A 12,738-nucleotide genomic window follows, 5' to 3' on the forward strand; every position below is an offset into this window, starting at 1 on the left:
TCAGTTTCGCCCGGAAAGGAACTCTCTCAGGGCCTTCGCCGTGTGTGTTGCCGCATCGCGGGCGAGGAACGCTTCGGGCGGTGCCGCCATCACGACGCGTCCGCCGCCGTTGCCGCCTTCGGGACCCATGTCCACGATCCAGTCGGCTTCGGCAATGATATCGAGGTTGTGCTCGATCAACACGACGGTGTTGCCGGCGTCGACGAGGCGGTGCAGCACGCGAATGAGTTTCTCCACGTCGGCCATGTGCAGTCCCACGGTGGGCTCGTCGAGCACGTACAGCGTCTGCGCGATCGGGAATTTGCGGCGCGGATCGGGTACGTCGATGCGGCGTACTTTCGAGAGCTCCGTCACCAACTTGATCCGCTGGGCTTCGCCGCCCGAGAGCGTGGGGCTCTGCTGTCCGAGCGTGAGGTAACCCAACCCTACGTCCTGCAGCAGGCGCAGTGCGTGGTGGATCGACGGATGGTGCGCGAAGAACTCGACGGCTTCGTCCACGGAGAGCGCCAGCACTTCACCGATCGACTTGCCGCGCATCTTCACGGCGAGCGTCTCGGGATTGAAGCGCGAGCCGCGGCAATCCTCGCAAAGTACCTTCACGTCGGGCAGGAAGCTCATCTCGACCTTCTTCACGCCCTGGCCTTCACACGCGTCGCAGCGGCCGCCGGCGGTGTTGAACGAGAAGCGGCTCGCGGTGTAACCGCGGATGCGCGACTCCTGCGTGTCGGCGAAGAGCTTGCGGATGGTGTCGAAGAAGCCGACGTACGTGGCGGGGCAGGAGCGGGGCGTCTTGCCGATCGGCGTCTGGTCGACTTCGAGCACGCGGGTGATCGGTTCCCAGCCTTCGATCGCCTTTGCGCCGGAAAGCGGCGGCAGCTTCTTGCGATCGCGCACGGAAGCCACGAGGCGCTCGAGGTTCTCGTGAAGCACGTCGCGCGCGAGCGTGGACTTGCCGGACCCGGAGACGCCCGTGACCACCGACAGGCGCGCGAGCGGTAACTTGACGTTCACCTCCTGGAGGTTGTGCAGCGATGCGCCGCGTACCTCGATGGAAGGGGTGCCGCGCGGCACCGGACGGCGCGGCTGCACCGGGTGCTTGAGCGGGTTCGCGAGGAAGCGCCCGGTGATCGAGTTCGGGTTCTTCTCCAATTCGGCGGCCGTGCCCTGCGCGACGATCTCGCCACCGACGCGCCCCGCACCGGGACCGAGGTCGATCACGTGCTGCGCGTGGCGGATCGTGTCCTCGTCGTGCTCCACGACGATCAGCGTGTTGCCGTTCTGGTTCAGCTTGTGGAGCGTCTCGAGCAGGATCTTGTTGTCGCGCGGATGCAGGCCGATCGTCGGTTCGTCGAGGATGTAGCAGACACCGCGCAGGTTGGAGCCGAGTTGCGCGGCGAGCCGGATGCGCTGTGCTTCACCACCCGAAAGCGTGGGCGCGCCGCGGTCGAGCGAGAGATAGCCCAGCCCGACCTGTTCGAGGAAGCCCAAACGGGAGTTGAGCTCCGCAAGAATGTCGCGCGCGATCTCGCCCTCGCGGCCGGCCACCTGCAGCTTCTGGAAGAATCCGTGCGCGGCCGAGATCGGATGCGCGCTCATGTCCGCGATCGACTCGCCGCGGAAGCGCACCGCGAGCGCTTCGCGGTTGAGGCGCTTGCCGTCGCACGAGGCACACGGTTCATCGATCTCCAGCCATTCGACCCACGAATCGAGGACGTGATCCTCGGTTCCGGTCTTCGCGCGCTCATCGTCCATCGCGGCCTGCGTCCCCGCGATCTTGAGGCCCGTGCCGTAGCAGTCGGCGCACCAGCCGTGCTTGGAGTTGTACGAGAAGAGCCGCGGATCGAGCTCGGGGAAGCTGCGGCCGCAGTTGCCGCACGCGCGCTTGGTCGAATAGACCTGCACGTCGCGCCCGCCCCAGCCGCCGCAGCAGACGTGCACGACACCCTTGCCGACCTCGATGGCCGCCGCGAGCGCGCGGCGCAGCTCCGCTTCATTGGCCGGCGTGACCGTGACCTGCGCGATCGGCATCTCGAGCGTGTGTTCCTTGAAGCGATCGAGGCGCGGCCACTTGTTCGTCGGCAGGTACTCGCCGTCGACGCGCAGGTGCGAGACTTCCTTCGCGAGCGCCCACTTGGCGAGGTCGGTGTAGAAACCCTTGCGATTGACGACGAGCGGCGCAAGGATGGCAATGGTTTCGTTGCGCCGCTCCTTGAGGATGCGCGCCACGATCGCATCGAGGCTCTGCGGCTCGATCGGGATGTCGCAGTCCGGGCAATGCTGCGTGCCGAGCTTCACGAACAGCAAACGCAGGAAGTGGTGGATCTCGGTTTGCGTCGCCACCGTGCTCTTCGAGCCGCCGCGGCTCGTGCGCTGCTCGATCGCGACCGTGGGCGGAATGCCGAAGATGGCATCGACATCGGGCTTCGACGCGGGCTGCACGAACTGGCGCGCGTAGGCGTTGAGCGACTCGAGGTAGCGGCGCTGGCCCTCGGCGAAGATGATGTCGAAGGCGAGCGTGCTCTTGCCCGACCCCGATACGCCGGTGATCACGGTGAACTTCTCGCGCGGGATCGTGACGTCGATCCCTTTCAGGTTGTGCTCGCGCGCGTGGCGCACGAAGATGTTCTTGCGGGCCGCGGGTGGCGCGAGCGACTTGTACTCGCCGACATCCTGGCGCGCGACGGCGGTCATCGACTTGTCGTAGTCCACGAGCGCGCGGCCGGTGTGCGACGCGGCGCTGGCCATCACCTGCTTCGGTGTTCCCTCCGCGATCACCTGGCCGCCGGCATCCCCGCCCTCGGGGCCGAGGTCGATGATCCAGTCGGAGGCGCGGATCACGTCGAGGTTGTGCTCGATCACGATCAGCGAATGGCCCGCGGCGATGAGGCGGCGGAATGCGCCGAGGAGCTTCCGGATGTCCTCGAAGTGCAGGCCCGTTGTGGGCTCGTCGAAGAGGAACACGCGCGTGCGCCGTTCGACCGTCGCAGGCAGCGGCGCCATCGCCTTGCCCGTGCGCTTCGCGCGGACTTCCGGGCGCATCGGCAGCGCGGAAATCGAACGGCCCGATGCTTCGGCGAGGTGGCCCGCGAGTTTCAGGCGCTGCGCTTCGCCACCGGAGAGCGTGGGCACGGGTTGACCGAGCCGCAGGTAATCGAGACCGACGTCCTCGAGCGGCTGCAGGCGCGAGAGCACTTCGTTCTCGCCCGCGAAGAACGTGAGCGACTCGTGCACGGTGAGCTCGAGGATCTCCGCGATGCTCTTGCCGTTCAGCGTGACCTCGAGGATTTCGTCGCGATAGCGCTTGCCGTTGCAGTCCGGGCAGCGCAGGTACACGTCCGAGAGGAACTGCATCTCGACGTGCTCGAAGCCGTTGCCGCTGCAGGTCGGGCAGCGGCCGTTGCCGGAGTTGAAGCTGAAGGTGCCCGCCGTGTAGCCGCGCGCCTTCGATTCGGGCACTTTCGCGAAGAGGTCACGGATCGCATCGAACGCGCCCACGTAGCTCGCGGGATTCGAACGCGTCGTGCGGCCGATCGGCGTCTGGTCCACGAACACGACGTCGTTCACGTGCTCGAGGCCTTCGATCACCTTGAACGCGCCCGGCGTTTCCGTGGGCCGCCCGAGGTGCTTGAGCAGCGCCGGATGGAGGATGTCCTGCACGAGCGTGGATTTCCCCGAGCCCGACACGCCCGTCACGCACACGAGCCGATGCAGCGGGAACGCGACATCCGCGCTCTTGAGGTTGTGTTCGGTCGCGCCCTTGATCGTGAGGCGCGGCGTCTTCGCATCGGGCGGCACCGGAACCACGCCCGCGTCCGCGCGGCGTCGGCCCGACAGGTACTCGGCGGTTACCGTGTTCGCGCGCTTCAGCGCTTCCGGCGGCCCGAAGAAAACGATCTCGCCGCCGCGCTCGCCGGGACCGGGCCCCATGTCGAGGAGCTTGTCGGCCTCCAGCATGATCTGCGGGTCGTGCTCGACCACGACGAGCGAATTGCCGGCGTCGCGCAGGCGCTTCATCACGTCGATCACGCGCCCCATGTCGCGCGGATGCAGGCCGATGGACGGTTCGTCCAGAACAAAAAGTGTGTTCACGAGCGACGTGCCCAGCGCCGTCGTGAGGTTGATGCGCTGCACTTCACCGCCCGAGAGCGTGCGCGACTGCCGGTCCAGCGTAAGGTAGCCGAGACCCACTTCGCCGAGGTACGCCAGGCGCGCGCGCACTTCATCGAGGAGCATCCGCGTGGCTTCATCGAGCGGCGCGGGGAGTGCCAGGTTCGCGAAGAGAGTCTTGGTTCGCTCCGCGGGAAGCAGCATCACGTCGTGCAGGCAAAGCCCGGGCATCTGGGCGAGCTGATCCGTCGTCCACGCGACGCCCTTGGGGCGGTAGCGCAACTGCGGGTCGAGCACCGCGTCGGCCTCGGCCTTCGTGCCGACGCGCCACAACATCGATTCGGGCTTGAGCCTGGCACCCCCGCACGCGGTGCACGGCGTGTACGCGCGATACCGCGAGAGCAGCACGCGGATGTGCATCTTGTAGGCCTTGGTCTCCAGCCAGTCGAAGAAGACCTTCACGCCGTACCAGTGCGTCTTGCCGGTTTTCCGCCAACTCACCCAGCCCGGGTCGCCGCGAAGCACCCATTGGCGATGCTCCTCGGGAAGGTCGCGGAACGGAACGTCGAGCGCGACGCCGGCTCGCTTCGCGTACTTCACGAGATCGTCCTGGCACTCGTCGAAGCTCTTCGTCTGGAACGGCTTCACCGCGCCGCCGCCGAGCGTCTTCGTTTCGTCGGGGATCACGAGGCCGAAGTCCACACCGATCACGCGACCGAAGCCGCGGCAGGTCTCGCATGCGCCCAGCGGCGAGTTGAACGAGAAGCGCGAGGGCGTTGGATCCGGATAGCGGATGTCGCAATCGGGGCAATGCAGATCCGTTGAAAAACGCCAGGCTTCGGTACCTTCATCACCAACGAACACATTCACCTTGCCAACACCGAGCCGCAGCGCCGCTTCGATCGCCTCGACGACGCGCGCCTTCTCCGCGCTCGCCACCTTCACGCGGTCCTGCGCGACCTCGAGCCGTGTGCCCTTGCGGCTGTGGATGCGCGCATAGCCCTGCGCCTGGAGGAACTTGGTGACTTCTTCCTCGGTGAAGTTCTTCGGCACCTCCACCGGGAACGTGATCGTGAGTCGCGGATCGCCCGCGGCGGCGGCGCGCTCGGACATCTCGCGGTAGATCGATTCGGGGGAATCGCGCCGCACGAGGCGCGAGCAGCCGCGGCAGTAGAGGTTCGCCGCGCGCGCGAACAGCAGCTTCAGGTGATCGTTGATCTCCGTCATCGTCCCGACCGTCGAGCGCGAGGTGCGCACCGGATTGGTCTGGTCGATCGCGATCGCCGGCGGGATGCCTTCCACCGAATCGACCTGCGGCTTGTCCATCCGGTCGAGGAACTGGCGCGCGTACGGCGAGAACGTTTCCACGTAGCGACGCTGTCCCTCGGCGTAGAGGGTGTCGAAGACGAGCGAGGACTTGCCCGAGCCCGAGGGGCCGGTGACCACGACGAGCTCTCCCGTGGGGAAATCGACGTCGAGGTTCTTGAGGTTGTTCTGGCGCGCGCCCCGGATGACGATGGCGTCGCTGCGCGTGTCGTCCTGCGAGGATTCGGGGTCGGCGGCGGTGCCGGCGCGGAGGTCGTTCATGGGAGGGGACATTCTAGAGCGCGGGGACTACGCGATTGCGCCAAAGGAAGCATTTGGGGATAACTTTCAGTTTCCCAAGTAGGAAGCCCCATGTCCTAGATGGCGTGCAATATTTCCATTTCGCTGATCCCACCGGAGTCGATCCATGACGTCACAGAAGGAAAAGGCCGCGCGCTTCCAGGCGTTGCACGAGGCGAAGGGCGCTTTTGTCTTCCCCAACCCGTGGGACGGGGGCTCGGGCCGCATTCTCGCGGGCCTCGGTTTCCAGGCGCTGGCGACCTCGAGCGGCGCATCCGCGAACGTTCTCGGAAAGCTCGACGGCAACGTCACGCGTGACGAAGCGCTCGCTCACGCGAAGGCGATCGTCGAGGCGACCGACCTTCCCGTGGCCGCCGATCTCGAGAAAGGCTTCGGCGATTCTCCCGACGATGTCGCGGAAACGATTCGCAGGGCGGCCGCGGTGGGTCTCGTTGGCGGTTCGATCGAGGATGCGACCGGCGAAAAGGAAAAGCCCCGGTACGAGATTGCGGAAGCGACCGAGCGCATCGAGGCCGCCGTCCGCGCGGCGCGCTCGTTGCCGTTTCATTTCACGCTCACCGCGCGCACCGAGAACTACCTGCGGGGCTTTCCCGACCTCGACGACACCATCAAGCGGCTGCAGGCTTTCGAAGCCGCGGGTGCCGACGTGCTCTTCGCGCCGGGCCTGCCGGACCTCGATGCCGTGCGCAAGGTGTGCGCCGCCCTCAAGAAGCCCGTGAACTTCATGGTCGGCATCCGCGGCAAGTCGTTCACGGTGGCCGAGCTCGAAGCCGCCGGCGTGAAGCGCATCAGCCTCGCAACCTCGCTCTATCGCGCGGCGATGGCGGGCCTGGTCGAGGCGGCGCAGGAGATCAACAGGAGCGGCACCTTCACCTACCTCGACCACATGGATGCGGTGAAGGAGCTCGCGAGCTACATGCGACGCTGAGGGCGCGCCACGGCGTGGGACCTGCCGGCGGTCCGACCTGGGGGACGAAACCGCCGGCGATCGCTCTCTCCTCCTGAATCTAGTGGCGCGCCCCGGTGTAGGAGGCGACGTACTCGTAGGCAGGCTCCGTCAGGAACTCGACGAAGTCATCGTCGGTGACGAGGCGATCGAGCAGCCGCGCCGCCTCGTCGAAGCGCCACGTGGCGCCGCCCGAATCGCGGGCCTTTCGCAACTCCTCGGGCAGCAGGGCGCGAAAGAGCTCCGCGGTCACCTTGCGTCCATCGACGAGCACGCCCCGCGGGCTGCGAATCCACTGCCAGATCTGCGAGCGCGAGATCTCGGCCGTGGCCGCGTCCTCCATGAGGTCGTTGATGGGCACGCAACCGTTTCCTGCGAGCCACGAGGCGAGGTACTGCAGCGCCACGTTGATGTTGGTGCGCAGCCCGGCCTCGGTGATCGGCGCTTCCGGGCCGAAGGCAAGCAGGTCGGTGGCCTTCACGCTCACATCGTCGCGCTTGCGCGCGACCTGGTTGTCCTGCGGCATGTGCTGGTCGAACACGGCCTTCGCGACCGGCACCAGGCCCGGATGCGCGACCCATGTGCCATCGAAGCCATCGGTTGCCTCGCGCTCCTTGTCGGCGCGCACCTTCGCGATCGCCGCCTCGTTGGCCGCCGCGTCGCTCTTGATGGGAATCTGCGCGGCCATGCCGCCCATCGCATGCGCCTCGCGCCGGTGGCAGGTCTTCACCAGGAGCTGGCAGTAGGAACGCAGGAACGCGGAGGTCATCGTCACCTGGCTGCGATCGGCGAGCACGAAGTCGGCGCCGCGCGCGAGCTTCTTGATGCAGCTGAAGATGTAGTCCCAGCGGCCGCAGTTGAGTCCGGCCGAGTGCTCCCGGAGCTCGTAGAGGATCTCGTCCATCTCGAAGGCCGCGGGCAGCGTCTCGATGAGCACCGTCGCGCGCACGGTCCCGCGCGGCAGGCCCATGATCGCCTGTGCCTCGACGAACACGTCGTTCCACAGCCTCGCCTCGAGATGGCTCTCGATCTTGGGCAGGTAGAAGTACGGTCCGCTGCCGCTGGCAACCAGTGCCTCGGCGTTGTGGAAGAAGTAGAGACCGAAGTCGAAGAGCGAGGCGGAGATGGGCTCGCCGTCAATCAGCACGTGCCGCTCGAGCATGTGCCAGCCCCTCGGGCGCACGATCAGCGTCGCGGTCTTCTCGCCGAGCGCGTAGTGCTTGCCCTCGAGGCTCGTGAAGCTGATGGATCGGTCCACCGCATCGCGCAGGTTGATCTGCCCGCGGACCATGTTGTCCCACGAGGGCGTCGAGGAGTCCTCGAAGTCCGCCATGAAGGTGCTGGCTCCGGAGTTGAGCGCGTTGATGATCATCTTTCGCTCGACCGGCCCGGTGATCTCGACCCTGCGGTCGCGCAGATCGGCGGGCGCGCCGGCGACTTGCCATGCGCTCGAGCGCACACCGCTCGTCTCGGGCAGGAAGTCGTAGCGCTCGCCCGCGTCGAGCCGCGCCTGGCGCTGCGAGCGCGCCTTCATGAGCTCGCGGCGCCGGCGTTCGAACTGGCGCGCCAGGTGCGCGACGAAATCCACCGCCTCCCGCGTGAGGATGCGGTCGTACAGATGCGGCATTTCACGCGGGACCTGGATCCCGGGGACGGCGAAGTTGTCGCGCTTCATGGCGGTTCTCCGGTCAGTCTGCGGCGGCCTGCGAACCCTGGATGGGCACCGGCCGCACTTCGAACTGCTCTTCCTCGGTCGACCCGGTGAGCGCGGTCAGCGAGGACTTGCCGGCCTGGATCACCTGGGTCACTTCGTCGAAGTAGCCCGTGCCCACCTCGCGCTGGTGCTTGACCGCGGTGAAGCCGCGCTCGGCCGCGGCGAACTCCTGCTGCTGGAGCTTCACGAAGGCGGTCATGTTCTCGCGCGCGTAGCCGTAGGCGAGGTCGAACATGCCGTAATTGAGCGAGTGGAAGCCGGCGAGCGTGATGAACTGGAACTTGTAGCCCATGGCGCCCAGCTCGCGCTGGAACTTCGCGATCGTCGCGTCGTCGATGTTCTTCTTCCAGTTGAACGACGGCGAGCAGTTGTAGGCGAGCATCTTGCCCGGATGGACCTTCTGGATCCCCTCGGCGAACTTGCGCGCGAACTCCAGGTCCGGCGTGCCCGTCTCGCACCACACCATGTCGGCGTAGGGCGCATAGGCGAGGCCGCGCGAGAGGGCCTGGTCGAAGCCGTTCTTCACGCGGTAGAAACCTTCGGGCGTGCGCTCGCCCGTGAGGAAGGGCTTGTCGTTGTCGTCGAAATCGGAGGTGACGAGGTTCGCCGCCTCGGCGTCGGTGCGCGCGAGGAGCAGTGTGGGCACGCCCATGAGGTCGGCGGCGAGCCGCGCGCCGATGAGTTTCTGCACCGCTTCCTGCGTGGGAACGAGCACCTTGCCGCCCATGTGGCCGCACTTCTTGGCCGACGCGAGCTGGTCCTCGAAGTGAACGCCCGCGGCACCGGCTTCGATCATCGCCTTCATGATTTCGAAGGCGTTCAGCACGCCGCCGAAGCCCGCCTCCGCGTCGGCCACGATCGGCGCCAGGTAGTCGATGTCGTCCTTGCCCTCGGAGTGCGCGATCTGGTCGGCGCGAAGCAGGCAGGCGTTGATGCGCTTCACGACTGCCGGGACGCTGTTGGCGGGGTAGAGCGACTGGTCGGGGTACATCTCGCCCGAAAGGTTCGCATCGGCCGCGACCTGCCAGCCCGAAAGGTAGATGGCCGGAACGCCGGCCTTCACCTGCTGCAGCGCCTGGTTGCCCGTGAGAGCGCCCAGGGAGTTGATGAAAGGCTTCTCGGTCACGCCCTTCCAGAGCTTTTCGGCGCCGCGGCGCGCCAGGCTGTACTCGATGGGGACGCTGCCGCGAAGGCGCTCGACGTCCTCCGCGCTGTAGCCGCGCTTGATGCCCTTCCAGCGCGGGTTCTCGGCCCAATCCTTCTTGATGCGTGCGATCTCGAGTTGGTTGCTCACGGTGCGTTGCCCTCGGGTTGGTTGCGGAAATGTTGCATCGCAACCAATTTCGCACGCCGCAACGCGGCGCGGAATTGGCATTCGGGCAAGGGAGCCTTCGCGGATTGCGAAGGCCCGGGCGGGTCACTTGGGCAGCAAGTGGTCGACCAGCTGGCGGGCGATGGCGGGGAGTTGCTGGTAGTCGCGCACGCACAGGAGCATGCGGCGCTCGGCCCAGGGGTCCGAAAGGGGAACCAGGCGAAGGCCGAGGGCTCGCGCGAAGGGGCGGGCGGCGGTTTCCGGCAGGACGCCGATGCCCAGCCGCGCCTGGATCATGCGCGCGACCACGTCGAAGCTCTTCACCTGCACCCGGAGCCGCAGCGACTTCTGCTCGGCGAGCGCGTGTTCGGTGAGCAGGCGCGACAGGGCGGTGTCGCTTTCGAGGCCGACGAAGTCGTGGTCGAGCAGGCGGGCGAAGGCGACGCGCTTGCCGCGCAGCGGGTACCTGCGCGGCAGGACCACGACCAGCCGGTCGCCGCGATAGGCGAAGCACTGCAGGCCGTGCACCGGCGCGCCCTCGACCACGATGCCCACATCGGTGGCACCCGAGAGCACGCTCTGCACGATCTCGGAGCTGCGCCGCTCCTCGAGCGAGACGCGCACCGCGGGAAAGGCCCGGGCGAACGAGGCGAGGTCCTCGGGCACGAACTGGGCGAGCGCGGAGGTGTTGGCCTGGACGCGTACCACGCCCTTGCCGCCCTTCACGTAATCGGACAGATCGGCCCGCATGTGCGCCACCTGCTCCATCAGCGTTCGCGCGTGGGCCAGCAGCGCCGAGCCCGCCGGCGTGAGCTCGACGCCGCGCGCCGTACGGTAGAGCAGCCGCGCACCGAGCTGCTCCTCGAGCTGCGAGATCCTGCGGCTCGCCGCGGCCAGCGCGAGGTGCGAAGCCTGGGCGGCCTTGGTGATGCTGCGGGTCTCCGCGATGGCGATGAAAAGGGCGAGCGAAGCGAAGTCCGGGCGCATGAACCTACGATACCCCAGGCGGGTCGCGGGCCGCGGCTTTCAGGAAAGGAAGTCGCGAGCGAGCACCATCTGCGCATTGCCCAGCGCGCGCTCCGCGAACCCCGCCTCGCAGTAGCAGAGGTAGAACTCCCACATCCGGATGAAGGTCTCGGGGTAGCCGAGCGCGCGCACTTCCTCGAGCCTTGCGAGGAAGTTCTCGCGCCAGCACGCGAGCGTCGTGGCGTAGTGCGGCCCGATGTCCTCCAGGTGCACGATGCGCAGGTCGCTCGCCTCGGCCATGGCCTGGGCGAGCGCGCTGACCGAGGGGATGCAGCAGCCCGGAAAGATGTGGCGCTTGATGAAGTCCACCTCGCCGCGCGCGCGCCGGTAATGGTGATCGGCGATCGTGATCGACTGCAGCAGCATGCGCCCGCCGGGTGCGAGCCGCGCGGCGGCGCACCGGAAGTACTCCTCGAAATGATCGTGGCCGATCGCCTCGATCATCTCGATGCTCACGAGCTTGCTGTAGCGGCCGCCCAGGTCGCGGTAGTCCTCGAGGAGGACCGTGATGCGATCCGAGAGCCCCGCCTCCCGCACGCGTTCGCAGGCGCGCTCGTACTGGCTGGGCGAGATGGTCGTCGTCGTGACACGGCAGCCGTAGCGGCTCGCGGCGTGCAGCGCGAAGCCTCCCCAGCCGGTGCCGATCTCGAGGACATGGTCGGCGGGCCCGAGGTCGAGCTTGGCGCAGACGGCGTCGAGCTTCGCGACCGAGGCCTCGGCGAGCGACATCTGCGGGCGCGTGAACAACGCGCACGAATACATGAGCGTCTCGTCGAGGAACAGCTCGAAGAAATCATTGCCCAGGTCGTAGTGCGCGGCGATGTTGCGCCGACTGCCCGCGCGCGTGTTGCGATGCATCCAGTGCGCGACGCGCCGCAAAGGGTCGGTGAGGCGCGCTACGCCGGTCTCGAGGCCTTCCATCACGTCGCGGTTGCGCAGCATCAGTCGCAGCAGCGTGGTGAGGTCATTCGCCTTCCAGTGCCCGAGCATGTACGACTCGCCCGCGCCCACCGAACCGCCGAACGCGATCTCGGAGTAGAACGCCGGGTCGAGAACCGTGAGTGAAGCCTGCAGGCCGGCGCCGGGCGTGCCGAATGCGTGGTCCTCGTGGCCCTCGGAAAGGTAGACGCCGCCGCGGCGCAGCGCTTCGAGCCTGCCGATGACGAGGCGGCGCGCAAGGGCATCGAGCGCTCCGGCGCGCGCGGTGGAACCCGGGGGTTCGATCGCGGTGGTGTTCATGGCGTGGTCAGTTCCTTGTCGGGATGGGTGTGGACAGGGACGCCCTTCGCCCAGAGGCGCAGCGCCTGCCAGTAGATGGCGCCGACGACTTGCGCCGCAGCGATCGGTTGGCGGGCCAGCGTGGCGGCAAGGCTCGCGCCGCCGATCTCGCGCCGCTCGAGCGAGAGGGTGGCATCGAAGATCCGCTCGCCCTTGCGCAGGTTCACCATGTGCACGGCCAGGCGCGCGCCCGGCGGCGAGAGCCGCCAGTCGTAGTCGATCTCCATCGGCATGAAGGGCGAGACGTGGAAGCGCTTGCCGAAGCGAAACCGCATCGATCGCCCCTCGCTCGCACCCGCGCGCACCGGCAGCACGTAGGCATGCCGCTCGTTCCAGGGCGTGTTCGTGATCTCCGTGACGATCGATTCGACGCGCGTGCCCGCCTCGTCGTAGCAGTAGTAGAAGCTCACGGGGTTGAACGCGAGGCCCATGACGCGCAGTTGCGTGAGCAGGCGGATGGGTCCGCGAGGCCGCTCGCCCGTCGCGAGGTCGACGCGCCGGCGCACCGCCTCGTCGAGCGAAAGCCCGGGCTCGCCGAGGTAATCGGCGCGGCGCATCCAGGCGATCGCGGGGCGGCGCGTGGACCAGAGCCAGCGGCCGCGGAAGACGTCGTCGAGCTCGGCGAGATCCAGGTACATGAGCGAGAGCGGGTAGCGAAACGCATGCGGCCGCGGAGCATATCGCCGGTGGCGAACCCAGCCCGAGTAGATGGCGCTGTGCATGGTCGCC

At 67.5% G+C, this 12,738-nt stretch carries 7 protein-coding genes; 1 reads left to right on the forward strand and 6 read right to left on the reverse strand.

Annotation, left to right across the window (positions count from 1 at the left end; all coding sequences use genetic code 11):
- On the reverse strand, positions 1-5,694 hold the full coding sequence (uvrA, locus tag DSM104440_RS02675) for an excinuclease ABC subunit UvrA (protein WP_171160471.1): 5,694 nt from the start codon (positions 5,692-5,694) through the stop codon (positions 1-3).
- Positions 5,695-5,839: 145 nt separating this feature from the next.
- Between uvrA and DSM104440_RS02680 the strand changes: the two genes are divergently transcribed.
- The gene (locus tag DSM104440_RS02680) at positions 5,840-6,661 is read left to right on the forward strand and encodes an isocitrate lyase/PEP mutase family protein (RefSeq protein ID WP_171160472.1); all 822 of its coding nucleotides are present in this window, start codon (positions 5,840-5,842) and stop codon (positions 6,659-6,661) included.
- A 79-nt stretch (positions 6,662-6,740) separates the two neighbouring features.
- On the opposite strand, the gene aceB is transcribed toward DSM104440_RS02680, so the two are convergent.
- The 5 genes from aceB to DSM104440_RS02705 form a co-directional block, all read right to left on the reverse strand.
- Entirely contained in the window at positions 6,741-8,354 is a 1,614-nt protein-coding gene (aceB, locus tag DSM104440_RS02685; RefSeq protein ID WP_171160473.1) for a malate synthase A, read from the reverse strand.
- 13 nt (positions 8,355-8,367) lie between these two features.
- Positions 8,368-9,687 carry an isocitrate lyase gene (gene aceA, locus DSM104440_RS02690; RefSeq protein ID WP_246212080.1) on the reverse strand — a complete coding sequence of 440 codons (1,320 nt, stop codon included), beginning with the start codon at positions 9,685-9,687 and terminating at the stop codon, positions 8,368-8,370.
- A gap of 123 nt (positions 9,688-9,810) precedes the next feature.
- Entirely contained in the window at positions 9,811-10,692 is an 882-nt protein-coding gene (locus tag DSM104440_RS02695) for a LysR family transcriptional regulator (RefSeq protein ID WP_171160475.1), read from the reverse strand.
- A 39-nt stretch (positions 10,693-10,731) separates the two neighbouring features.
- Entirely contained in the window at positions 10,732-11,970 is a 1,239-nt protein-coding gene (locus tag DSM104440_RS02700; protein WP_171160476.1) for an SAM-dependent methyltransferase, read from the reverse strand.
- Positions 11,967-12,731: a DUF1365 domain-containing protein gene (locus DSM104440_RS02705; RefSeq protein ID WP_171160477.1), complete on the reverse strand. Its 765-nt coding sequence runs from the start codon at positions 12,729-12,731 to the stop codon at positions 11,967-11,969. Before DSM104440_RS02705 ends, DSM104440_RS02700 begins: the two co-directional genes overlap by 4 nt.
- Positions 12,732-12,738: the final 7 nt, after the last annotated feature.

Source organism: Usitatibacter palustris (assembly GCF_013003985.1).
Taxonomy (GTDB): Bacteria; Pseudomonadota; Gammaproteobacteria; order Burkholderiales; family Usitatibacteraceae; genus Usitatibacter; species Usitatibacter palustris.